This window comes from Actinoplanes sp. NPDC051851, from assembly GCF_040681165.1.
Lineage (GTDB): Bacteria > Actinomycetota > Actinomycetes > Mycobacteriales > Micromonosporaceae > Actinoplanes.
The window spans coordinates 219,845-243,298 of sequence record NZ_JBFAYF010000008.1; the positions used below are offsets into that span (position 1 = coordinate 219,845).

A 23,454-nucleotide genomic window follows, 5' to 3' on the forward strand; every position below is an offset into this window, starting at 1 on the left:
GGCTCACGGAGAGCGGCCCGGACCCTGGTGGTGATCACGACGGCGCGACTGATCGGCACGCTGGTGCTCACCCTCGGGGTGGTCGCCTTCGGCGAGTTCGTGCTGGACGGGCCGCGGGTCTTCGAGGACGCCGCCCAGCTCGTCACCGGCCTCGCCGCGGCCGGGCTCTGCCTGGCCGCGGCGCGCCGCCGGACCGGCGTCCAGCGGACCTGGCGGCTGATCGCCGTCGGCGGGCTCACCCTCTGGTCGGCGAACCGGCTCTGGCGGGTCGCGCTCGACCTCGCCGACCCGGCCCGGGACATCCACCACCGGGTCCTCGACGTGGGCGTGCTGGTGCTGCCGGCCTGCATGCTGGCCGGCCTGCTCGGCGCGGCCGGCACCCGGCCCCGCCCGGTGCCCACCTCGCTGCGCCGGGACCAGATCGCGCTGATCATCGACAGCGTGCTGATCACCGGCTCGGTGCTCGCGCTGACCTGGTCGGTGATCCCGGAACGACTGCTCGGGCGGATCGCCGACTGGGGCTCGTTCGCCGGGTGGGCGATCGCCTACCCGGTCGCCGACCTGGTGCTGCTCACCATGGTCGTGCTGCTGCTCACCACCCGCCCCGACTCGCCGGCCGGGCGGCGGCCGCTGCGGCTGATCGGCGCGGCGCTGGTCGCCTTCGGCACGGCGGACGCGGTACGGCTGACCGGGGCGGAACCGGGATGGCTGCAGACCGCCGGGTACCTTCTCGGCCCGATGTTCATCGCGCTGGCGGCGCTCAGCCCGGCCCGGCCGATGCCACCGCCGCCCGATCCGGCCCCGCAGCACCGGCGTGACTGGTTCCCGCTGCTGATGCCGTACGGGCCGGTGCTGGTCAGCGGGATCGTGCTCGGGGTGCGGACCCTCGCGGGGCATCCGCCGACCTCGTTCCAGGCCTACCTCGGGTGGCTCGGGCTGGGCCTGGTGGTCACCCGTCAGATGATCACCATCCTGGACAACACGGCGCTGATCCGGCGCGTCGTGGAGACCCAGCGGCGGCTGCACCATCAGGCGTACCACGATCCGCTGACCGGGCTGGCGAACCGGGCGCTCTTCCGGGAGCGGCTGGTGCTCGCCCTGGACGCGAAGCAGCCGGTGGCGGTGCTCTTCGCGGATCTGGACGACTTCAAACTGATCAACGACACGTACGGGCACGCGATGGGCGACCGGGTACTGCTCGCGATCGGGGAACGGCTGCGGTCCGGGGTACGCCCGCAGGACCTGGTGGCGCGGCTCGGCGGGGACGAGTTCGCGGTCGTGCTGGACCAGACGCCGGCGCCGGTGGTACCCGCCCCGCGCCGGCGCCCGGCGTTCCGGCCCCGGCGGTACGTGCTCTCCGCGGCGGGCATCCGGATCTCGGCCGATGCGCCGCTCGCGCCGTTGCGGCGCCGTACCGACGTCCCTGTCCCTGCCCCTACCCCTGCCCCTACCCCTGTCTCTGCCGCTCCCTCTGTCGCCGCAGCTCCCCCCGCCGTCTCCGGCGCCGATCTGCCGGCGGTGCTCTGGGAGGAGGAGGCCGAGACGATCGGGCAGCGGGTGCTCGCCGCACTGCGGGAGCCGTACCTGATCGACGGGCGCTCGGTCAGCGTCGGCGTCAGCATCGGCCTGGTCGCCGCCGAACCCGACGACGGCCTCTCCGCCGACCTGCTGCTGCGCCGCGCCGACGCCGCCATGTACGCCGTGAAACGCCGCGGCAAGGGCGCCCTGATCCGCTTCACCGGCCCGGTCCACGGCCCGAACGCCGACCTGCCGCAGCTGCTCGCCGGGGCGCTGACCGGCGGCAGCCCCGCGGCGTCCGGTTTCGAGGTGTACTACCAGCCGATCGTCCGCCTCACCGACCAGGCGACCGTCGCCGTCGAGGCGCTGGCCCGCTGGACCGACCCGGTCGCCGGCCCGGTCCACCCCGACGTCTTCGTCACCATGGCCGAGCGCACCGGGCTCGTCGCCGCCATCGACGACTTCGTGCTCGACCAGGCCTGCGCCGACGCCCACGAGCTGGAGCGCCGCTTCGGGCGGCCGATCGCCGTGCACGTCAACGTCTCCGCCGGGCGGCTCGGGCAGGACGGCCTGGAGGCGGCGGTCGCCGCGGCCCTGGCCCGGCACTCGCTGCCACCGTCCCGGCTGGTCGTGGAGATCACCGAGACCCTGCGGATCTCGGACATGCCCCGGGCTGCGGTGGTGGTCGCCCGGCTCCGGGAGTGGGGGGTACGGGTGGCGCTGGACGACTTCGGCAGCGGGTACAACGCGCTGGCCCAGCTGCACGGCATGCCGGTCGACACGGTCAAACTCGACTCGACGCTCACCGACGTGGACACGGCGCCGGAGCGGGCAGGGGCGCTCTGCCGCTCGGTCCTGGCCATCTGCGCCGACCTGGGCATCACGGTCGTCGCCGAGGGCATCGAGACCACCGATCGGGCCGCAGCCCTGGCCGGCCTGGGCTGCCCGTTGGGCCAGGGCTACCTGTTCGGGCCTCCGGTGCCGCTCGCCAAGCTCACCCCGTAACCGCCCGCCGCCCGTGCCCACCGCCCGTGCCCGCCGCCCGTGCCCGCCGCCCGTGCCCGCCGCCCGTGCCCGCCGCCCGTGCCCGCCGCCCGTGCCCGCCGTGCTGCTCGCTGTCCCGTTCCGCCTCGCGCTGTTCGCCGCGCATTCTGGCGCTTTTCACCCGGTCGGGCGGGAGATCAACGGGAGCGGGGGTTGGTACGGCGGGTGGGTGCGGCGGTCGTCGGGTCCTCGGGCCAGGGATGGCGGGGGTAGCGGCCACGCAGTTCGGCCCGTACCTGGGGATAGCCCTGCACCCAGAAGGAGGCCAGGTCACGCGTCACGGCGACCGGGCGCCCGGCGGGGGAGAGCAGGTGCAGCAGGACCGGGATGCGGCCGTCGGCGAGACGCGGGGCCGTACGCCAGCCGAAAGCCTCCTGGACCTTGACCGCGAGAACCGGTGCGGCGGGGTCGGAGTAGTCGACCCGGATCTGCGAACCGCTCGGCACCGGAAGGCGCTCCGGGGCCACCGCGTCGAGACGCCCGGCCACCGACCACGGGACGAGGCGTCGCAGGCCCGCGGTGACGTCGATCCGGGCCAGGTCGGCGCGGCGGCGGGCGGAGCCGAGGTCGAGCCAGTCCTCGGCGTGCTCCAGCAGGGCAGGGTCGGCGACGTCCGGCCAGGGTTCGCCGAGGGCGGCGTGCGCGAAGGCCAGCCGGGCGCGCAACTCCTGCGCTGAGCGGCTCCAGGTCAGCAGGGTGAGGCCGGTCGCGCGCAGTCCGGTCAGCAGCGCCGCGCGCAGCCGAGCAGGATCAGGATCGGTCAGGCGGACGCTGGTGAGGGTGATCGCGCCGAGCCTGCGTACCCGGCGGGCGACCACGTCACCGTCGATCCAGCCGATCTCGGTCTCCTCGGTGAGCAGGTGCGCCGCCACATCGAGGGCGGTGGGCTCGTCGAGCGGGGCGGCGCTGCGGATGCGGGCCGTCCGGGCGCCGGCGGCACGATCGGCCGCGGCCACCGCGAGCCAGGACGTGCCGGCGAGGCCGCTCTCCGGCGGCAGCTCAGCGGCGGTTCCGTTCGTCATCAGGTACGCCCGGCCGCCCGGCTCCCGGGCCGTCGCCACCCGCTCGGGGTAGGCGAGCCCGACCACGAGCCCGGTGGCCAGATCATCCGGCATGCCCAGCCCGGACGTGGCCGGCTCACCCCGGCGCTGTGCCCTCGGGCCGTCCCCGGGCTGTGCCCCCGGGCTCTCCTCGCCCTGCGCCGCCGGGCTGCCCACGCCTCGCGCTGCCGGGTTGCCTACGCCTCGCGCTGCCGGGTTGCCCACGCCCCGCGCCGCCGGGCTCTCCCCACCCGGCGGACCGTCGTTTTTTCGATGGCCGGCCCGGTGGTTCGCGCCGCCGGAACCCGGAATGCTTGTCCCCACGGCGGAAACACCCGCACCGGAGGGAGGGGTCGGCGATGTCTCGGCAGCGGACGTGGAGAGAGCGGGTACCGAGGCCAGGCGGCGTACCTCGGCGAGGAAGGCCGGGTCTCGGGAGGAACGAGCCCGTCGCAGGGCGGTCACCAGGTCGTCGGTGGCGGATCGCGGGTCGTCGAAGACCGCGATGATCTCGGCAGCGCGGCGGGCGCCGACCAGCGGGGCGCCGTCGAGCAGTGCGCGGGCCAGCCGGGGGTGCAGCCCGGCCGCGGCCAGCGTACGGCCCCGCTCGGTCACCCGGCCGGAGTCGTCGACGGCGCCGAGGTCGTGCAGCGTGGCCTTCGCCGCGCGGAGGGCGCCCGCGGGAGGCTGGTCGGGCAGGGCTAGGCCGGTGCCGTCGGGATGTCCCCACAGGGCCAGGTCCAGGGCAAAACCGGTCAGGTCGGCGGCGGCGATCTCCGGCTCCGGCTGGGCGGGCAGGCGGTCGTGTTGTGCCTCGGACCAGCAGCGGTAGGCGCGGCCCGGCGCCTCACGACCGGCCCGGCCGGCGCGCTGCGTCGCGGACGAGCGGGACACCGGGACCGTGACCAGGGCGCCGAGGCCGCGGGAGTGGTCCATCCGGGGGACTCGGCTGAGCCCGCAGTCGACGACCGCGCGGACGCCGGGCACGGTCAGGCTGCTTTCGGCGACCGCGGTGGCCAGCACCACCCGGCGGCGCGGGCCGGGGCGCAGCGCGGCGTCCTGGGCAGAACCGGACTGGCGGCCGTGCAGCGGGATCACCTCGGCGTCCACCCCGCGGAGTCGTCCGGCGACGATGTCGATCTCGCGGGCGCCGGGGAGGAAGACCAGGACGTCGCCGTCGCCCTCGGCGAGCGCCCGCCGGGTCGTGGCGGCCACGTGGTCGAGCAGGCGGGGGTCGACGCGCAGGCCGAGAGGCGGGGTGATGGGGGTGGGTGGGGGAGTCCAGACGGTCTCCACCGGGAAGGTCCGGGCGTGGGCGGTGCGGATCGGGGCGTCGAGGACCGCGGCGAGGCGGTCGGCGTCGGCGGTGGCGGAGGTGGCGAGCAGGCGCAGGTCGGGGCGGAGCGCGGCGCGGGCCTCGGCGAGGAAGGCGAGCGCGAGGTCGGAGTCGAGGTGGCGTTCGTGGCACTCGTCGAGGATCACGGTGGCGACACCGGCCAGTTCGGGGTCGTGCTGCAGGCGGCGGACGAGCAACCCGGTCGTGACGACCTCGACGACCGTGTCGCGGGAGACCTTGCGGTCGCCCCGGACCGCGTAGCCGACCCGTCGCCCGACCGGCTCGCCGAGCAGGTCGGCCATCCGCCGGGCGGCCGCGCGGGCGGCGACCCGCCGGGGCTCGGCCACGATGACGCGCCCGCCCGAGGAGAAAGTGCCGGGCTCGCTCGAGGACGCGGTGCCGGGCTCGCCCGAGGAGACGGCGCCGGGCTCGCTCGAGGACGCGGTGCCGGGCTCGCCTGAGCAGGCGGCGCCGGGCACGCCCGAGGACGGGGTGCCGGGCCAGGGGAAACCGGCCAGGGCCAGCGGGACCAGGGTGGTCTTGCCGGTGCCGGGTGGTGCGACCAGGACGGCGGCACCGGCGTCGGCGAGCGTGCGGATCACCTCCGGCAGCAGCTCGCGGACCGGCAGATCGGGGAGGGCGTCGGCGTCGATCAGCACGGCCCCAGTCTGCCGCGCGCTCTCCGGGGCGGATCCCGGGGCACGACCGGGCATGTTTCGAAGTGAGGATCGTGGCAGGGTGGCCGTGTTAATTCTTCCGTTCGGTAATACCCGGGGCGGGATCCGCCTGCTTGACTGATCAACACGAAAGAGGGGGTGACCGTTGAGCGCGGTGGAAACGTTCAACGTGCTGCCGGACGGGGACCTGGCGGAACAGTTGCTGGCCTGTCTGGCGGCGCCGGCCTGGGGTGCGGCGATCATCGCCGGGCGGCCCTACGCCGACGTGGCCGGGATCGTGGCCGGCGCGGATGCGGCGGCGCGGGCGCTGAGCTGGGCGGATGTGCTGGCCGGGCTCGGCGCGCACCCGCGGATCGGGGAGCGGGCGGCCGGGGCGTCGCGGGAGGCCGCGTGGTCGCGGGCCGAGCAGTCGGCGGCGGCCCAGAGCGCGGACGAGCTCACCAAGGCCGCCCTGATCGACGCGAATCGGGCGTACGAGGAAAGGTTCGGGCATGTGTTCTTGATCTTCGCGAGTGGGCGGAGCCAAGGGGAGATCCTGGAGGCGGCGCGCGGGCGGCTGGCGAACGACGAGACGGCCGAGCGGGCGATCGTGCAGGATGAGCTGCGGAAGATCGCGTTGCTGCGACTGGAGCGGGTGCTCGATGCCCTCTGACGACGGTACGGCGCCCGAGTTCCACGCCCGGATCTCGACGCACATCCTGGACACCGTCACCGGTGATCCGGCGCGGGACGTCTACGTGCGGCTGGAACGCCGGGACGCGGACGGCTGGCAGACCATCGCCGAGGGGCGGACCGACGGCGACGGGCGGCTGAAGTACCGCGTGCCGATGCACGACTGGCAGGCCGGTGGGTATCGGCTCTTCTTCTACGTGGAGCCGTATCTCGGCCGGGACTGCTTCTTCCCGGAGATCACGGTCGCCTTCCACGTCCACGACCCGGAACGTCATTACCACGTGCCGCTGCTGCTCAGCCGGTACGGCTACACCACCTATCGAGGGAGCTGAAACTCTTGGCGATCGTGCTCGGACCGAACCGGTACGGCAAGGCGGAGACCCGGCTGGTCCGCGTGCACCGGGACGGCGACACGCATGGACTGGTGGACTTCAACGTCAGCGTCGCGCTCTCCGGTGACCTGACCGCGACCCACCTGACCGGCGACAACTCCGGCGTGCTGCCCACCGACACGATGAAGAACACCGTGTACGCGTTCGCCAAGGAGCACCCGGTCGGCGAGCCGGAGGCGTTCGCGCTGCTGCTGGGGCGGCACTTCGTGACCACCCAGGGGCAGGTGTCGTCGGCGAAGGTGACCATCGAGTCGGTGGCCTGGGAGCGCCTCGGGCCGCACTCGTTCCAGCGCAGGGGCGACTTCACCCGGACCACCGTGGTCACCGTGACCGCCGACGGGGCCCAGGTGGTCTCCGGCGTCAGCGGGCTGGTGCTGCTGAACACCACGGCGTCGGAGTTCCACGGGTTCGTCAAGGACCGGTACACCACGCTGCCCGAGGCGACCGACCGGATCCTGGCCACCGCGGTGGACGCGAAGTGGCGGCACCTCGGCGACGACGCCGACTGGGGTGCGTCGTTCGAGGGCGCGCTGGACGGTCTGAAGAGCGCGTTCGCCGGCACGTACAGCTACTCGCTGCAGCAGACGCTGCTGGCGATGGGCACCCGGGTGCTGACCACCCGGCCGGAGATCGCCGAGGTGCGGCTGGCGCTGCCGAACAAGCACCACTACCTGGTGGACCTCTCGGCCTTCGACCTGACGAACGAGAACGAGGTCTTCATCGCCGGGGACCGGCCGTACGGGCTGATCGAGGGGACCGTGACCCGGGACGACGTGCCCGCGGCGAGCGCGGAGTGGTACCTGTGATCGTCATCGAGAACGTCACGGTCGCGACGGTCGACGCGAACGACACGGTCCACACCGACGGTCACGTCGTTGTCGGGGATGACGGGCGGATCGCGGCGGTTGGTCCGGGTAAAACCGAGATGTCCGGTAAAAGGGTTGATGGAAAGGGCCATCTGGTCACCCCGGGACTCGTCAACAGCCATCACCACCTCTACCAGTGGGCCACCCGCGGGCTCGCCCTCGACGAGACGCTCTTCGGCTGGCTGACCACGCTCTACCCGATCTGGGGGCGGCTCGACGCGGACGTCACCGGCGCCGCAGCCGCCGCCGGCCTGGGGTGGCTCGCGCTCTCCGGGTGTACTACCAGCATGGACCACCACTACGTCTTCCCGCGCGACGGCGGCGACGTCCTCGAGGCCGAGATCGAGGCGGCCCGGCGGATCGGGCTCCGGTTCCACCCGACCCGGGGCTCGATGGACCTGAGCCGCAAGGACGGCGGCCTTCCGCCGGACCACGTGGTCGAGGAGACCGACGAGGCGCTCGCCGCGACCGAGGCCGCGATCGACCGCTGGCACGACCCGTCGCCCGGCTCGATGCTGCGGATCGCGGTCGCGCCCTGCTCGCCCTTCTCGGTCACCACCCGGCTGATGGAGGAGGCCGCGGTCCTCGCCCGGCGCAAGGGTGTCCGCCTGCACACCCACCTCGCCGAGACCGACGACGAGGAGCAGTTCTGCCTGGAGCGGTTCGGCTGCACCCCGGTCGAGTACGCGGACCGGGTCGGCTGGCTCGGCGAGGACGTCTGGCTGGCGCACGGCGTGCACTTCAGCGACAAGGAGATCGCCCGGCTCGGCGCGACGCGTACCGGGGTGGCGCACTGCCCGAGCTCGAACGCCCGGCTCGGCGCCGGCATGGCCCGGGTCCGCGAGCTGGTCGACGCCGGTGTCCCGGTCGGCCTGGGCGTGGACGGCGCCGCCTCGCAGGAGGTCTCGCAGATCAGCGCCGAACTGCGGCAGGCGCTCTACACCGCGCGGCTCCGCGGCGGCCCGACGGCGATGACCGCGTTGGAGGCGCTGCGCCTCGGCACCATGGGCGGCGCCCGCTGCCTCGGCCGGGAGGACGACATCGGCTCGCTCGAGGTGGGCAAGCTCGCCGACCTGGTGATGTGGCGGCTGGACGGGCTCGGTCACGACGGCGTGGACGACAAGGTGGCCGCGCTGGTCTTCGGCCCGACGGCGCCGGTCGAGCTGGCGCTGGTCGGCGGCGACCCGGTGGTCGAGCGCGGTGAGCTGGTCAACGCCGACGAGGAGACGCTCGCCCGGGAAGCGCGCCGGGTGCACCGGAAGCTGATGGTGTGATCATTCTGGCTCGGCGGTCCCAGTGACGGCGGACACTACCTCGGCTACGTTACGGGTGAGTAACCACACCGAGAGGAGCCGTCAACGATGACCGAGATCCTGTCCGATGAGGCCGTGGCGTTCGTCGCCGACCTGAACCGGCGGTTCCGGCCGCGCCGGAACGAGCTCCTCCAGGCGCGTGCCGCCCGGCGGGCCGAGATCGCCGCGGGGGCCACCCTCGGCTTCCTCGCCGAGACCGCCGACATCCGGGCCGCCGAGTGGTCGGCGCCGCCCGCCCCCGCCGACCTCCAGGACCGGCGCGTCGAGATCACCGGCCCGACCGAGCGCAAGATGACCATCAACGCGCTCAACTCCGGCGCCAAGGTCTGGCTCGCCGACCTGGAGGACGCGAACACCCCGCACTGGCAGAACGTGGTCGACGGCCAGCGGAACCTGTACGACGCGATCCGCCGGACGATCACGCTGGAGACGTCGTCCAAGAAGTACGAACTGAAGGGCGGGCCGTACCCGACGATCGTGATGCGGCCCCGCGGCTGGCACCTCGACGAGCGGCACCTGCCGGTGGACGGCGAGCCGGCCGTCGGCGCGCTGGTCGATTTCGGGCTCTACCTCTTCCACAACGCCAAGGAGCTGCTCGAACGCGGCAGCGGGCCGTACTTCTACCTGCCGAAGATGGAGTCGCACAAAGAGGCTGCGCTCTGGAACGACGTCTTCACGTACGCGCAGGAGACGCTGAACATCCCGGTCGGCACCATCCGCGCCACCGTGCTGATCGAGACCATCCCGGCGGCGTTCGAGATGGAGGAGATCCTCTACGCGCTCCGCCCGCACATCTCCGGGCTGAACGCGGGACGCTGGGACTACCTCTTCAGCATCATCAAGTACTTCCGGGACAACCCGCGGATGATCCTGCCGGACCGCGCCTCGGTGACGATGACCGCGCCGTTCATGCGGGCCTACTCCGAGCTGCTGGTCGCCACCTGCCACCGGCGGGGCGCGTTCGCGATGGGCGGGATGGCCGCCTTCATCCCGAGCCGCCGCGACCCGGCCGTCAACGAGGTGGCGCTCGCCAAGGTCAACGAGGACAAGGAGCGCGAGGCCGGCGACGGCTTCGACGGCTCCTGGGTGGCCCACCCCGACCTGGTTCCGGTCTGCCAGGCGATCTTCGACCGGGTGCTCGGCGACCGGCCGAACCAGCTCGGCAAGCTGCGCCCGGACGTCGCGGTCGACGCCCGGGACCTGCTCGACGTGGCCGCGCTGGACGCCCAGGTCACCGAGGCCGGGCTGCGCAACAACGTCAACGTGGCGCTGCAGTACCTGGAGGCCTGGCTGCGCGGGAACGGCGCGGTCGCGATCCACAACCTGATGGAGGACGCCGCCACCGCGGAGATCTCCCGCTCGCAGATCTGGCAGTGGATCCACAACAGCGTGAAGCTGCCGGACGGCACCCCGATCACCGCCGAGCTGGTCGCCCGGATCGAGGACGAGGAACTCGTGAAGATCAAGGAGGCCGCGGGCGAGGGTGGCCGCTTCGACGACGCCCGCAAGCTCTTCGAGCGGGTGGCCCTCGCCGACGACTTCGCCGACTTCCTGACCAGCGCCGCGTACGACTCGATCGACTGAAAGCAGAGACACATGCGCCTGTCCGATCATGACTACACCGAGATCGACGGGCGCCTCGCCGCGCACGACGCGTTCCTCCGGGACCGGTACCCGGGGGAGCGCGCCGGCCGGCAACCGGTGCACACCGTCTACGTGCCCGCCGACCGGCTCGACGGGTTCCGGGACTGGGGCGCGATCGCCCTGGCCGCCATGGACGAGAACGACTTCCCCTGGGACGACCCGGCGATCCGGGCCAAGCTGGAGCTCGAGCCGATCGAGGACCTGCGGGTCGACTTCGAGGACGGGTACGGCGTCCGCGACGACGCGCAGGAGGACGCCGCGGTACGCCGGGCGGCCGCGATCCTCGCCGACGGCCCCCGCCCGCCCTTCCTCGGCCTGCGGATCAAGTCCCTGGAGGCGGCGACCCGCCGCCGCGCGATGCGCACGCTCGACCTGTTCCTGGATTCCTATCAGGACGTCGTCACGATCACCCTGCCCAAGGTCAGCGGCCCGGCCCAGGTCGAGGCGATGGTCACTCTCTGCGAGAAGCTGGAAGGCGGTCTTTCCAGAGACCGGCTGACCTTCGAGATCCAGGTCGAGCTGCCGTCGGCGATCCTCGCCGCGGACGGCACCGCGGCGGTGGCGAATCTGATCACCGCGGCCGCCGGGCGCTGCACCGGGCTGCACTACGGCACGTACGACTACAGCGCCGCCGCCGGGGTGGCCGCCGCGTACCAGTCGATGGAGCACCCGGTCGCCGACTACGCCAAGGCGGTCATGCAGGCGGCGGCCGCGCAGACCGGGGTACGCCTCTCGGACGGCTCGACCAACATCCTCCCGGTCGGCGAGCGCCCCGCGATCCTCGAGGCGTGGCGACTGCACCACCGGCTGGTCCGCCGCTCCCTGGAACGCGGCTTCTACCAGGGCTGGGACCTGCACCCCGCGCAACTGCCCACCCGGTACGCGGCCACCTACGAGTTCTTCCGGGACGGGCGGGACGCGGCGGCCGATCGCCTGCACCGGTACCTGGCCCGGCAGGAGAGCGGGATCGCCGACGAGCCGGCCACCGCCCGCGCGCTCGCCGGGTACCTGCTGCGCGGCCTGGACTGCGGCGCGCTGACCGACGCGGGTTTCCCGCGCGGCGAACTGGTGACGCTGGTGGCTTAATTCTTGCTGAGGTCCGGTGCAGACTTGGCCGCCCGGTCTATCTCGCGGCGATCCTCTCCGTCATCATGATCTTCCTGCTGGGATCCGGCGGGGAGGAGACGGGGAGGAGAGCTGTGGGATACACGACCGACTTCACCGGGCAGGTCACGATCAGCCCGCCGCTGAACGGGTACGAGATCGAATACCTGCATCGGTACGCGAACATCCGGCACGTCGAGCGGGCCCGGGGTCCGTACACGCTGGACGCCGGGATGGACGACGTCACCGATCCGCACGAGCCGCCCGCCGGGGTGCCCGGCCTCTACGTCTCCTGGGAGTCCGACGTGGCCGGTGCCGCGATCGGCTGGAACGGCATGGAGAAGTTCTACGACGCCGAGGCCTGGTTCGAGTACCTCGTGGTCACCTTCCTGCAGCCCGGTGCGCGGGTCGCCGCCGAGCTGGCCGCCCCGGTGCCCGGCCGTGAGTACCCCGAGTACTTCCGCTACTTCACCTTCGACCACGTGCTCAACGGCGTGATCGAGGCGCAGGGCGAGGAGCCGTCCGACCGGTGGCGGATCGAGGTCGTCGACAACCGGGTCTTCGCCGTCTACGCGGAGATCCAGCCGGACATCGACGAGATCGGCGAGGGCGACCCGGAGGAGTGGACCGAGGAGCAGTGGGCCGAGTTCCGCCGCCGTACCCGCCACAACGTCCGGTTCCGCATCGTCGACGGCGATCACCACGAGGTCTGACGTCCGCCCGCGGGTCCTGGCTGAACACCAGCCAGGACCCGCGGGCGCGCTATGGCCGGGAGTGGGCACGGAGCTCGCGGCCCCGTGACGGGGCCGCCTTTTGAGCGCGGGGGCGGCGGGGAGCGCGTACCGGAGAAGCTCTTAGGAAGTGGGTTGTAGCTGGTCGCGGAGCCATGACGGGTCCGGGTTCACGTAGCCCCTGCCGGCCAGGACGACCGTCGGGACCGTCTCGTCGCCGCCGGTGATGGAGCGGACCGTGGCGGCGCCCTCCGGGTCCTGCCAGATGTCGACCCAGTGCAGACGGGCGGCGTCCGGGCCGAGGCGGGCCCGCAGGCGCACACAGAACGGGCAACCGGGACGCCAGTAGACCACCGGGCGGCCGTCGGCGACGGCGGCCGCGGCCCGCTCGTGCCGGGGGAAGAGGAGCGGCGACGAGACCAGCGCGAAGATCAGGAAGACTGCCAGCCAGATCGCGGCGCTGACCGGGGCGTCCGCCGAGATCTTGACCAGGGCGAGCACCACACCGCAGGCCGCGACCACCGTCGCCAGCCGCCACCGTCGCTGCATGAGGCCGGAGGTTACTCCCGTGTTGCGAGGTTCGATATCCCACGCGAGGCGGAAGGCTGCACCGCGTAACAAATCGTGAGTAGGGTCGGCTGATGGTGGATCTTGTAGTGCGGTCCCGGCGGGCGGTCCTGCCCGGCGGTGAGCAGCCGGCGTCGGTCGTGGTCCAGGGCGGGAAGATCGCTTCCTTGCTTCCGTACGATGCGGAGCTGCCGGCCGCCGAGGACGTGGACCTCGGCGACGTGGCGCTGCTCCCCGGCCTGGTCGACACGCACGTGCACGTCAACGAGCCGGGCCGGACCGAGTGGGAGGGCTTCGCGAGCGCCACCCGGGCCGCGGCCGCCGGCGGCGTCACCACGATCGTCGACATGCCGCTGAACAGCCTGCCACCCACGGTCAGCGTCGAGGCGCTGGCGATCAAGCAGGCCGCGGCCGCCGGTCAGTGCCACGTCGACGTCGGGTTCTGGGGCGGCGCGATCCCGGGCAACGCGGGGGAGATCGCCGACCTGCACCGGGCCGGGGTCTTCGGCTTCAAGGCGTTCCTCGCCGACTCGGGCGTGCCGGAGTTCCCGCCGGTCGGCGCGGCGCAGCTGGGCGCGGCGATGGCCGAGGCGGACGCGCTCTTCGTGGTGCACGCCGAGGACCCGGATCACCTGCACGACGCGGCGAGCTCGGCCGCCTACGGGGACTTCCTCGCCTCCCGGCCGGCCGACGCCGAGCACGCGGCCGTCGCCACCGCGATCGCGACCGCCCGCGAGGCGGGGCGGCGCGTGCACATCCTGCACCTCTCGGCCGCGTCCGCGCTTCCGCTCATCGCGTCGGCGAGAGCGGAGGGGGTACGCGTGACCGCCGAGACCTGCCCGCACTACCTCACGCTGAACGCGGACGAGATCCCGGACGGGGCGACCGAGTTCAAGTGCTGCCCGCCGATCCGGGACGCCGTGAACGCCGATCTCCTCTGGGCGGCCCTGGCCGACGGCCTGATCACCTGCGTGGTCAGCGACCACTCGCCGTGCACCCCGGAGCTGAAGCGGCAGGACACCGGCGACTTCGCGGCAGCGTGGGGCGGGATAGCCTCGGTGCAACTGGGCCTGCCGGTGATCTGGACCTCGGCGGCGGAGCGTGGACACTCCCTCGCCGACGTGGTGAGCTGGATGGCACGCCGCCCCGCCGACCTGGTGGGCCTGGCGAACAAGGGCCGGATCGCCGTCGGGGCCGACGCGGACCTGGTGGCTTTCGACCCGTCCGCGGAGTTCGTGGTGGATGCGCATGCCCTGCACCACAAGAACCCCGTCACGCCGTACGCCGGAAAGAAGCTCTCCGGCGTCGTCCGCACCACCTGGCTTCGCGGCCGGCCCGTCACCGGGACCGCGCCGACCGGCCGTTTCCTGACGCTGTCGTCTCGGGAGGGATCCTGATGGGGGAGTTCACCGCACTGCCGGACCTGGCGTCACGGGCCTTCGGCTCAGGCGTGGTCCACGCCAACGACGAGTTCTTCGCCGCGGCCGACCACCTGGTCCTGCCGGCCGCGCCCGGTCACGCCCCGAAGACCTTCGACCACAAGGGACAGGTGTACGACGGCTGGGAGACCCGCCGCCGCCGGTCCGCCGGGCACGACTGGGCGGTGATCCGGCTCGGCGCCCCCGGCGTGATCCACGGGGTGGACGTCGACACCGCGTTCTTCACCGGCAACTTCCCGCCGTACGCGTCCGTCGAGGCGGTCGCGCTCCCCGGCTACCCCGGCCCGGACGAGCTGGCCGGTGCCGACTGGGTGGAGATCCTGCCCCGCTCCCCGCTCAAGGGCGACTCCGCCAACCTGTACGCGGTCGCCGACCGGCGCCGCTTCACCCACGTCCGGCTCAACATCTTCCCGGACGGCGGGGTGGCCCGGCTGCGGGTGCACGGCGAGGTGGTCCCCGACCCGGACCTGCTCCCGAAGATCTTCAACGTGGCCGCCGCCGAGTACGGCGCGACCGTCACCGAGTGCAGCAACATGTTCTACGGCCACCCGGGCCGGATGCTGATGCCCGGTCTTGCCCAGAACATGGGCGACGGCTGGGAGACCTCCCGCCGCCGCGACGACGCCAACGACTGGTCGATCGTCAAGCTCGCCGCCCCCGCCAGGCTGCACTTCGCCGACCTGGACACCAGCCACTTCAAGGGCAACGCCCCCGGCTGGGCGGCCCTGACCGGTTTCACCGCCGACGGCGAGGAGGTGGAGCTGCTGCCCCGGACGGCGCTGCGCCCGGACACCCCGCACCGGTTCCCGCTGGCCAAGGCGGGCGACGTGACCCACGTCCGGCTGGACATCTTCCCGGACGGCGGGATGGCCCGGCTCCGTCTGCACGGTCGGGCCGACCGGGACGCGCTGTGGGCGAGAATGGAGCAATGCCGCGAACAGTGACCCTGGTGCTGGCCGACCCGGACGGTGCCCTGCTCGGCGCGTTACCGTCGTTCACCGTCGACAGCCCCTGGTGGCAGGAGGTCGCCGAGGTGGTCGCGGGCGCCGGGATCGAGGTCGACGTGCTGCGGCTGCTGCACGCGGACCGCGAGCACCCGCCCGGCGGGCACGTCACCTATCTGGCGGAGACCCGCGCCCACCCGGACGGGCTGATCCCGCTCGGGGCCGACCCGGCGCTCCACCCGAGGCGGGCGCCGTGGGCGGTGCCGGGCGGCCCGGCGGCCTCGCTGGCCTGGGCGGCCGGGGCGCTCGACCGGCTCGGGCTGACCGGGCTGACGCCGCTGCAGATGCGGACGTGGAACCTCTCGGCCATCTGGGCCTTCCTCAGCCCGGAACGCTCACCGGTCGCGTGGCTCAAACAGGTGCCGTCGTTCTACGCGCACGAGCCGGCCGTCCTGAGCCTCGTCGACGAGGTGGCGCCGGGGCTGGTGCCCTACGTGATGGCCGCGGGCGGGGACGGGCGGATGCTGCTGGCCCACGCGCCGGGGGAGGACCGGTACGGCGCCGGGCTCGACGTGTGCACCGCCGTGATGCACGCGTTCGCGCCGGTGCAGGAGTACTTCGCGGGCCGGATCCCGGAGCTCCTCACGTCCGGTCTGCCCGATCACCGGCTGGACGCGGGCCGGTTCGCCTGCGTGGCCGGACCCTACCTCGACGGGATACCCGGGCTGCCCGAACTGATCGACGGGCTGCCCGCCCGGCTCGCGGCGGCGGCGGAGTGCGGACTGCCGGACACCCTGATCCACGGCGACCTGCATCCGGGGAACGTGCGTACCGCCCCGGACGGCCTGGTCATCGTCGACTGGGGTGACGGCGGGGTGGGCAGCCCGGTCTTCGACGTGCTCCGGCTGACCGAGGACCTGGACGATCCGGGCCCGCTCGTGACGGCGTGGGCGGCGCGGTGGCGCGCGGCGGTGCCGGGATGTGAGCCGGAGCGGGCCGTCGACCTGCTGCGCCCGGTGGCGGCGCTGCGCGGGGCGGTCACGTACGCCGGGTTCCTGGCCGAGATCGAGCCGGCGGAGTGGCCGTACCACTCCGCCGACGTGCCGGGCTGCCTGGAGACGGCGGCGAGGCTCTCCGGCGCCGTCTGATTTTCGTACCGTGTGATCCATGGACGACTATCTCGCTCGGATCCGCCGCGACGTCCCGCTCAGCCCCCGCCTGGCCCGCGCCTTCGCCACCGTGCGCCGCGAGCTCTTCGTCCCGGACGGCTTCCGGCGCCGCGACGGCACCCGGGTCGCGCCCACCGATCCGAACTTCCTGACCGAGGTGTACGCCGACGACGCCCTGATCACCAAGATGTCCGGCGAGACCGCCACCAGCTCGTCCAGCCAGCCCTCGCTGATGGCCGTGATGCTCGGCGCCCTGGACCTGCACCCCGGCGTGCGCGTCCTGGAGATCGGCGCCGGCACCGGCTACCACGCCGCCCTGATGTCATCCCTCGGCGCGGTGGTGACCACCATCGACGTCCAGCCCGACGTGGCCGCCGGGGCACGGGCGGCTCTCGGCCGTGCCGGTTTCCCCGAGGTACGCGTGGAGTGCGCCGACGGATACCACGCGGTCACCGGCCCCTTCGACCGCGTGGTGGTGACCGTCGGCGTGGCCGGCCTCTCCCCACACTGGTTCGGCCGGCTGACCCCGGACGGCTTCGTGATCGCCCCGGTCGAGCACGCCGGCACCCACCCGGTCCTGAAGGTCCACGGCCGCCGGGCACGGGTGATCTGCCCCGCCGGTTTCATGAGCGCCGCGGGCCCGCTGACGGCCCTGCACCGCCACCCCGCCCCGTTCAAGCCCCCGGCAGACCTGCTGGAGGCGGCGCCACCACGGTTCTCCCCACCGCTGGACTCCGCGTCCTACCGCGACCTCTGGTACGCCGCGGGCGTCTGGAGCCCCGCGGCCACCCGCGCCGAGAACCAGCTCGCCCTCCGCCCTCCCGCCCCCGCTCCCACCCCCACCCCCACCCCCACCCCCACCGCCCCCGTCCCCGCTCCTGTCGCCGCTGACCCCGGCGCCGCCGAATTCCGGGCGGCCGTCGGCATCGTGGTCGTGTCGCCCGACGGCTCGATCCGGGCCGAGGGGCGGCGGGTGGACGACGTCTCGGTCCAGGTCGCCGATCCCGCGCTGCTGGGCGACGCCGCTTCCCTGATCACGCGCTGGCAGTCCGCCGCCCGCCCGTCGATGCGCGACTGGACCATCGAGCTGGCTCTCGACGGCGACCCGGCCACCCCGATCTGGACCCCGCACACGTGGACGCTCACCCCCTGAACCCCGCACTGAACAGCGAAGTCCCCGGTACGGGGGCCGTGGGCGTGCACGGTCGGCCGTGCCGGGGCGTCGGCGTGTGGTCAGCGCGGAGTCAGAGGTCGGCCTTGAGATATGTCAGCACCGCGAGCACCCGCCGGTTCGTGTCGTCGGTCGGGGGGAGCCCCAGCTTGGCCAGGATGTTCCCCACGTGCTTGCCCACCGCCGGCTCGCTGATGAACAGGCCGGCCGCGATCGCCGAGTTCGAGCGCCCCTCCGCGATCAACCCCAGCACCTCGCGTTCCCGCCCGGAGAGCCCGGCCAGCGGATCCCGGGGCCGGTGCAGCAGCCGACGGACCACCTCCGGGTCGACCACCGTGCCGCCCGCCAGCACGGTCCGCAGTGCCGCCACGAACTCGGCGATGTCGGCGACCCGGTCCTTCAGCAGGTAGCCCACGCCGTCCCCGGTGCCGATCAGGTCGGCGGCATACTGATCCTGCACGTACTGGCTCAGCACCACGACGGGCAGCCCGGGCCGTTCCCGCCGCAGCCGGACCGCCGCCCGCAGGCCCTCGTCGCGGAAGTCCGGCGGCATCTTGATGTCGGTGACCACCAGGTCGGGCTCGTGCGCGGCCACCGCCGCGAGCAGTTCCGCCGCGTCGCCGACCGCTGCCACCACGGTGAACCCGAACCGCGCCAGCAGCCCCGCCATCCCCTCCCGCAGCAGGACGCCGTCCTCGGCGAGCACGACACGCGTCACCGCGGGCACGGCAGCTCCACCCGCAGCAGGGTCGGCCCGCCCTCCGGGCTCGCCAGCAGCAGCCGTCCGTCGACCGCCGCCACCCGGTCGGCCAGCCCGGTCAGCCCGCTGCCGCGCGCGGGGTCGGCGCCGCCCCGCCCGTCGTCCAGGACCTCCAGGGCGAGTTGCTCCCCGCCGTACGTCAATCGCAGCCGGACCGAGGCGGCCCGAGCGTGCTTGGCCACGTTGGCGAGGGCCTCGGCCGCCACGAAGTAGGCCGTCGTCTCGACGCGCTCCGGCAGCCGCCCGGTGATCACCGCGGTGTCCACGGTGACCGGCACCGCCGAGCCGCCCGCCAGTTCCCGCAGCGCCGCCGGCAACCCGAGGTCGGTCAGCGACTGCGGCCGGATCCCGTGCACCAGGTCGCGCAGCACCACCATCAGCTCCTTGGCCTGCGTGTGGGCCAGCCCGAGCGGCTCCGCGGCCGGCGAACCCTCCGGCAGGTCCAGCTGTGCCATCCCGAGGTGCAGGGTCAGGCTGGTCAGCCGGTGCTGCGCCCCGTCGTGCAGATCCCGCTCGATCCGCCGCCGCTCCGCCTCGAACGCGTCCGCCAGCCGGGCCCGGGACCGGGACACCTCGGTCAGCTGGTCCCGCAGGCCGTCCCCGCCGCCGAGCAGCCGCCGGACGACCCACGCCTGCCCGGCCGCGAGCCCGCCGAACACGTAGAGCAGCACCGGGAGCAGGACGATCCCGGCCAGGCAGATCGGCAGCGCCTGCCACCCGTCGTGGATGGTGACCGTCCCGAACTGCCAGGACTCGACGCCGAACGCGGTGCCGAGCGGACTGCTGATCATCAGCGCGACGGTGAAGGCCGCGAGCCCCAGCCCGGTGAAGAGGGGCGGCCCGAGCAATCCGAGCAGCACCGCGTAGAGCAGCGCCCGCCAGGTCAGGTCCTCCGCCGGCCGGGTGGGCAGCGGGCGCGGGTCGATCAGCGGGAGCCGCCATCGCTCCAGTGTGGTGAGCGGCCGGACCAGCACCAGGCCGAGCGCGACGAAGAACGCCACGGCGAGGAGGGCGACGACGACCACCGCGGGCCGGGGCGCCCGCCCGTGCAGGATCTCGCGGCCGGTCACCAGCCACGGGAGGATCAGCAGCCAGACCGGGCCGGCCGCCGGGACGCAGATCAGCGCGGTGACCGCTAGCGAGGCCAGCGCGCGCCACGGCCAGGAGGAGAGCGGGTAGCGCCGCGTACGGAGCACGGATCCGATGTGGTGGGACATGCGCTCACGGTAGCCACGCGCCCACCTCCGGGCCGATGACGCCAGCACTACTCCTCGAGGTATACCCAGCTATACCTCGAGGTGCCCGAACCTGTGCGAATGAATGGTTTCACGGACCATGATCACCAGGTACCCGCCCGGCGGTCCCGCCAGGGTCGGCCGTCCGGGTCGTAGACGAGCCGGTAGGCGGGTATCGCCCAGGCTCGCTGATACCACGGCAACCGTTGCGTCTCGTGCCGGATCAGGCGCGACGACCCGGCGTCCACGGCCCGTACGCAGGAGATCGGATCCACCAGGTCGGCGTCGTCACCCACCTCGCGCCCCAGATGCTCGCGCATCAGCGCGAGGCGCAGCTCGCGGGCGAAGCGGCGTGCCCCGTCACCCAGGCCGGCCGGATCCGCGGGCGCGCGACCGTCCCGGGTGTCGTCGAGGATCGCGCAGCTCAGCTCGCTGTCGTGGGTCCACGAGCGGCGGTTGAAGTTGTCGCTGCCGATGCTGCACCAGACGTCGTCGATCACGCAGACCTTCGCGTGTACGTAGATCGGCGTCCCCGCGTCGTTCTGCAGGTCGAAGACGTGTACCCGGTCGGCGGCCGCGGTGCGGCAGAGTTCGAGCGCCTTCTCCCGCCCGACCTGGTTCGGCGGCAGCGCGAACGCCCCGTCCACGTCCGGATGGCGCGGCACGACGGCGATCAGGTGCAGCTCCGGGTTGGCGCGCAGGGCCTCCGCGAAGAGCCGCGCCACCTCGGTCGACCAGAGGTACTGGTCCTCCAGGTAGATCAGCCGCCGGGCCCGCTGGATCGCCTTGGTGTAGCCGCGCGCCACGGTCCGCTCACCCCGCTTCGCGAAGCCGTACGGCGGCCGCATCGCCGGATACGTCCGGAGCACCTGCACGGTCAGCGGCCCGCACTCCGGCGGATCGCCCGGTCGCGGGGGAAGCCGGTCGGCGTGCAGATCGGCGTGTTTCAGCTCGTCGGTCAGCGTGGAGACCGGCCCGTGCTGGTCGAGCGCGACCGGATCGCTCCACCGTTCCCGGAACGAGAGGTCGAGCGCGCCCACGACCGGCCCGCGCAGCATCACCTGGACGTCGTGCCAGGGCGGGTTCGGCCCGTACACCGAGGCCATCCGGACCGACTGCGGATCGCCGTGGTGGCCGGCGTCGTCGCGCCGGCTGTGGCAGAGGTCGATCCCGCCGGCGAACGCGACGTCCTCCCCGGGCCGGTCCGGATGCCGGAGCACGACCAGCTTCTGATGGTGCGACCCGCCGCGCCGGACCCGCTGGTCGAGCAGCACCTCGCCGCCCGCCGCCCGGATCTCGTCGCCGAGGTTCCGGTTCTCCTGCTCGCTGTACGCCAGCCGGTCCATATGCGACCGCCAGAGCAGCCCCTTCACGATCACCCCGCGCCGGGCCGCGTCCGCGAAGAGCCGGGCGATCGTCGGCCCGTCGTCGCGGACCCGCTCGTCCGGGTCGCCACGCCAGTCGGTGAAGAAGAGGTGGTCACCCGATCGGAGCTTCTCCACCTCCACGGTCAGCCGGTCGAAGTACGTTTTTCCGTGAATAAGCGGTTCGGCCGTGTTTCCGGTGCACCAGGTGGGTATGCAGGTGTCCGGGTTGCCGCGTTCAGCGGCAGTGAGCAGCCAGTCCTGCGGTGGCAAGGGCAACCCTCCCGAGGTCGACGACGTCCTCACCCGTTAGTCCCCCGCTCGCCCCTCGCTCAACCCCCGGAGGACCCCCATGAGCAGTGAGCCGCTGGCCGTCACCGAGACCGCCGACACCTCCGCCGAGACGGGCCTGCTGATCGCGGTGCTCGTGCTGGTGCTGCTCGGCACTACCGCGATGCTCTTGATGTCCTGATCGACAGCGTGGTCGGCGTCGGCGCGCCACCCTCGGCGAACCTCTCGAGGACCAGCCCGGCGTCCACGAACGCGTGCAGCAGCTCGGGCAGCGGCCAGTGACTCGCACCCACCTTGTCCCGCACACCCCGGTCGGTCCAGGACGCCCGCGTCCAGTGCCCGTCGCGATAACCGGGCCGGATGATCACGGCGTCGCCGGCGCTCCGATCCACGAAGCCACCACAGAACGCCGGATGCCCACCGATGTGAACGAATCGCCCGCCGGGCCGGAGGACGCGCGCCACTTCGCGCAAAACATCCGGATACTGCGGCATATCGGTGTGCACCATCACCGCCACGACCGCATCCAGCGAACCATCGCGTACCGGGAGGGAAGCCGCGTCTCCGAGCGCGACCGGAAGCCGCCCGCGGGCGTGCCGCAGCATGCCCGCCGACAGATCCACACCGATCGGCGTCCAGCCGAGCCCGCCGAGGAGCGCGGCGTGGACCCCGGTCCCGCACCCGATCTCCAGGCAGCGGCCGGTACCGGGACCCAGCAACGAGGTGAGCGCCTGCGGAATCCCGATCTTCGCGTCACGGGCGAGGAAGTCGGACTCGTACCAGTCGGCGATCGCGTCGTACGCCGCTACAGCACCCACGCGTCGTCCCGGATGATGTCGACGGTCCCCTTCGGCCCGGTCCCGGTGACGGTGATGCCCTCGCCGCCGACCACCACGTCGGTGTGCACGGCCGAGCTGTTCAGCCCCAGCGCCGTCCGCTCCGCCGCGCTCATCCCGAGCCCGCCCCGCACCGCGAACGGGAAGCTCTGCCCCCATGCCACGTGACAGCCCGCGTTCTCGTCGAAGAGCGTGTTGTGGAAGACGATCCCGGCCTTGGCGATCCGGCTCTCCCGGTCCACCAGGGACACCTCACCCAGGTAGCGCGCGCCCGGATCGGTCTCCAGCTGCGCCTCGACGATGTCCGCGCCCTGCTCGGCGCTGACCGCGACGATCCGTCCCTTCGCGAAGGTCAGCCGCAGCCCGACCACCAGCCGCCCGTTCAGCACCAGTGGCTTGGTGACCCGCAGCGTGCCCTCGGCGGTCTCCCGGTCCGGGCTGGTGAAGACCTCCTCGGTCGGGATGTTCGGCATGTACGGCAGGCCGTCCGGATCTATCATCCCGCCACCGGTCCAGTGCGCGTTCGGCACCAGCCCGACGGTCAGGTCGGTGCCGTCGCCGACGTACCGCACCTGGGTCAGTTCCAGCGCGTCCAGCGCCGCACCGCGTTCACCCAGCGTCGCCGAACGCCGCCGCCAGGCCTCCGCGGGGTCCGGCTCGTCCAGCCGCATCGCCGTGCCGACCGCGTCCCAGAGCCGTTCCACATCCGGTTCGCCGAAGACCTGCCGGGCCCATCCCGCGTTCGGGGCGCCGACCGCGGTCCAGCGCAGCCCGCCACCGAGAACGGCCCCCCGCCGCAGGTTCGACTCCTCGGTCCGCACCGCCGACGCCTTCACCGGATCGGCGCCGTCCAGCACGTGCGGATCCGCGTCGCCGACCAGCGTGATCAACGCGACCCGCTGCTCGCTCCACTCCCTGAGCCGCTGCAGTGCCCACGGCCGGCTGGCCCGCAACTCGTCCAGCCCGGAGTGGTCGACCGCCGAGCGCCGCATCGCCCCGTCCGTCCAGATCGGCTCCACCCAGCCGGCGCCCGCCGCGTAGGCCGCCTCGACGACCGCCCGCGCGATCTCCAGATGAGCCGTGTCGGTGTTCAGCACGACCCCTTGCCCGGGTTGGATGTTGACCCCGGCCCGAACCACGACGTCCGCGAACCGCCCGATCCTGTCCATCCCGCCAGATTAACCTCAACCCCCTTCTCCCGTACGCCCCCAAGCCGCACCCCCCGCGCTCAAAAAGCGGCCGCCACACGGCTCCGCGACCCCCGTGCCCACTCCCAGCCGTCACGCGCCCCCGGTCCTGGCTGGTGCTCCGGGGTGTGTCGCTCCGCTCCACACACCCCGG

At 73.2% G+C, this 23,454-nt stretch carries 18 protein-coding genes and 1 pseudogene; 12 read left to right on the plus strand and 7 right to left on the minus strand.

All coding sequences use genetic code 11. The features are described 5' to 3' along the window. Positions 1–27 precede the first annotated feature (27 nt). Positions 28–2,523 carry an EAL domain-containing protein gene (locus AB0M08_RS11330; protein WP_364491609.1) on the plus strand — a complete coding sequence of 832 codons (2,496 nt, stop codon included), beginning with the start codon at positions 28–30 and terminating at the stop codon, positions 2,521–2,523. Between the two features lie 176 nt (positions 2,524–2,699). Here the strand turns inward: AB0M08_RS11330 and AB0M08_RS11335 are convergent, their stop codons facing one another. Further along, a complete protein-coding gene (locus AB0M08_RS11335) occupies positions 2,700–5,597 on the minus strand; it encodes an ATP-dependent helicase C-terminal domain-containing protein (protein ID WP_364491611.1) in 2,898 nt (965 codons plus the stop codon). A gap of 172 nt (positions 5,598–5,769) precedes the next feature. Here AB0M08_RS11335 and uraD point away from each other — a divergent pair, with 172 nt between their 5' ends. The 7 genes and pseudogenes from uraD (at position 5,770) to AB0M08_RS11370 (ending at position 12,319) form a co-directional block, all read left to right on the plus strand. Further along, entirely contained in the window at positions 5,770–6,267 is a 498-nt protein-coding gene (uraD, locus tag AB0M08_RS11340; RefSeq protein ID WP_364491657.1) for a 2-oxo-4-hydroxy-4-carboxy-5-ureidoimidazoline decarboxylase, read from the plus strand. Continuing rightward, a complete protein-coding gene (gene uraH / locus AB0M08_RS11345) occupies positions 6,257–6,619 on the plus strand; it encodes a hydroxyisourate hydrolase (protein ID WP_364491613.1) in 363 nt (120 codons plus the stop codon). Before uraD ends, uraH begins: the two co-directional genes overlap by 11 nt. A 5-nt stretch (positions 6,620–6,624) precedes the next feature. Next, the gene (gene pucL, locus AB0M08_RS11350; protein WP_364491615.1) at positions 6,625–7,485 is read left to right on the plus strand and encodes a factor-independent urate hydroxylase; all 861 of its coding nucleotides are present in this window, start codon (positions 6,625–6,627) and stop codon (positions 7,483–7,485) included. Continuing rightward, complete coding sequence (locus AB0M08_RS11355; protein WP_364491617.1) at positions 7,482–8,819, plus strand: 8-oxoguanine deaminase; 1,338 nt, start codon at positions 7,482–7,484, stop codon at positions 8,817–8,819. The genes pucL and AB0M08_RS11355 overlap by 4 nt, the downstream gene beginning before the upstream one ends. 84 nt (positions 8,820–8,903) lie before the next feature. After that, a pseudogene (aceB, locus tag AB0M08_RS11360) lies at positions 8,904–10,442 on the plus strand (malate synthase A); the annotation flags it as partial. A 12-nt stretch (positions 10,443–10,454) separates the two neighbouring features. Further along, positions 10,455–11,588 (plus strand): aldolase/citrate lyase family protein, encoded by a 1,134-nt coding sequence (locus AB0M08_RS11365; protein WP_364491619.1) that lies wholly within the window; start codon positions 10,455–10,457, stop codon positions 11,586–11,588. 113 nt (positions 11,589–11,701) lie between these two features. Further along, positions 11,702–12,319 carry a hypothetical protein gene (locus AB0M08_RS11370; RefSeq protein ID WP_364491621.1) on the plus strand — a complete coding sequence of 206 codons (618 nt, stop codon included), beginning with the start codon at positions 11,702–11,704 and terminating at the stop codon, positions 12,317–12,319. A 141-nt stretch (positions 12,320–12,460) separates the two neighbouring features. Here the strand turns inward: AB0M08_RS11370 and AB0M08_RS11375 are convergent, their stop codons facing one another. After that, the gene (locus tag AB0M08_RS11375) at positions 12,461–12,886 is read right to left on the minus strand and encodes a glutaredoxin domain-containing protein (RefSeq protein WP_364491622.1); all 426 of its coding nucleotides are present in this window, start codon (positions 12,884–12,886) and stop codon (positions 12,461–12,463) included. A 92-nt stretch (positions 12,887–12,978) separates the two neighbouring features. Here AB0M08_RS11375 and allB point away from each other — a divergent pair, with 92 nt between their 5' ends. The 4 genes from allB to AB0M08_RS11395 are packed head-to-tail and all read left to right on the plus strand — an operon-like array spanning position 12,979 to position 17,609. After that, entirely contained in the window at positions 12,979–14,301 is a 1,323-nt protein-coding gene (allB, locus tag AB0M08_RS11380) for an allantoinase AllB (RefSeq protein ID WP_364491625.1), read from the plus strand. Next, positions 14,301–15,287 (plus strand): allantoicase, encoded by a 987-nt coding sequence (gene alc, locus AB0M08_RS11385; RefSeq protein ID WP_364491627.1) that lies wholly within the window; start codon positions 14,301–14,303, stop codon positions 15,285–15,287. The genes allB and alc overlap by 1 nt, the downstream gene beginning before the upstream one ends. After that, on the plus strand, positions 15,272–16,435 hold the full coding sequence (locus AB0M08_RS11390) for a phosphotransferase (RefSeq protein WP_364491629.1): 1,164 nt from the start codon (positions 15,272–15,274) through the stop codon (positions 16,433–16,435). The genes alc and AB0M08_RS11390 overlap by 16 nt, the downstream gene beginning before the upstream one ends. A 19-nt stretch (positions 16,436–16,454) precedes the next feature. Further along, the gene (locus tag AB0M08_RS11395; RefSeq protein ID WP_364491631.1) at positions 16,455–17,609 is read left to right on the plus strand and encodes a methyltransferase domain-containing protein; all 1,155 of its coding nucleotides are present in this window, start codon (positions 16,455–16,457) and stop codon (positions 17,607–17,609) included. Between the two features lie 91 nt (positions 17,610–17,700). On the opposite strand, the gene AB0M08_RS11400 is transcribed toward AB0M08_RS11395, so the two are convergent. From AB0M08_RS11400 to AB0M08_RS11420, 5 genes are all read right to left on the minus strand, one after another. Continuing rightward, complete coding sequence (locus AB0M08_RS11400) at positions 17,701–18,354, minus strand: response regulator transcription factor (protein ID WP_364491633.1); 654 nt, start codon at positions 18,352–18,354, stop codon at positions 17,701–17,703. Then, on the minus strand, positions 18,342–19,604 hold the full coding sequence (locus AB0M08_RS11405; RefSeq protein ID WP_364491635.1) for a histidine kinase: 1,263 nt from the start codon (positions 19,602–19,604) through the stop codon (positions 18,342–18,344). The genes AB0M08_RS11400 and AB0M08_RS11405 overlap by 13 nt, the downstream gene beginning before the upstream one ends. Positions 19,605–19,726: 122 nt before the next feature. Beyond that, on the minus strand, positions 19,727–21,259 hold the full coding sequence (locus AB0M08_RS11410) for a phospholipase D family protein (RefSeq protein ID WP_364491637.1): 1,533 nt from the start codon (positions 21,257–21,259) through the stop codon (positions 19,727–19,729). Between the two features lie 173 nt (positions 21,260–21,432). Beyond that, entirely contained in the window at positions 21,433–22,095 is a 663-nt protein-coding gene (locus AB0M08_RS11415; protein ID WP_364491639.1) for a class I SAM-dependent methyltransferase, read from the minus strand. After that, complete coding sequence (locus AB0M08_RS11420; RefSeq protein ID WP_364491641.1) at positions 22,083–23,282, minus strand: aminopeptidase; 1,200 nt, start codon at positions 23,280–23,282, stop codon at positions 22,083–22,085. Before AB0M08_RS11420 ends, AB0M08_RS11415 begins: the two co-directional genes overlap by 13 nt. Positions 23,283–23,454 lie beyond the last annotated feature (172 nt).

Bases quoted from the DNA above. Each gene is read 5' to 3' on its own strand.
- uraH (WP_364491613.1), top strand. From the start codon at position 6,257: ATGCCCTCTGACGACGGTACGGCGCCCGAGTTCCACGCCCGGATCTCG.
- AB0M08_RS11365 (WP_364491619.1), top strand. From the start codon at position 10,455: ATGCGCCTGTCCGATCATGACTACACCGAGATCGACGGGCGCCTCGCC.
- AB0M08_RS11375 (WP_364491622.1), bottom strand. From the start codon at position 12,886: ATGCAGCGACGGTGGCGGCTGGCGACGGTGGTCGCGGCCTGCGGTGTG.
- allB (WP_364491625.1), top strand. From the start codon at position 12,979: ATGGTGGATCTTGTAGTGCGGTCCCGGCGGGCGGTCCTGCCCGGCGGT.
- alc (WP_364491627.1), top strand. From the start codon at position 14,301: ATGGGGGAGTTCACCGCACTGCCGGACCTGGCGTCACGGGCCTTCGGC.
- AB0M08_RS11390 (WP_364491629.1), top strand. From the start codon at position 15,272: ATGCCGCGAACAGTGACCCTGGTGCTGGCCGACCCGGACGGTGCCCTG.
- AB0M08_RS11395 (WP_364491631.1), top strand. From the start codon at position 16,455: ATGGACGACTATCTCGCTCGGATCCGCCGCGACGTCCCGCTCAGCCCC.
- AB0M08_RS11405 (WP_364491635.1), bottom strand. From the start codon at position 19,604: ATGTCCCACCACATCGGATCCGTGCTCCGTACGCGGCGCTACCCGCTC.
- AB0M08_RS11420 (WP_364491641.1), bottom strand. From the start codon at position 23,282: ATGGACAGGATCGGGCGGTTCGCGGACGTCGTGGTTCGGGCCGGGGTC.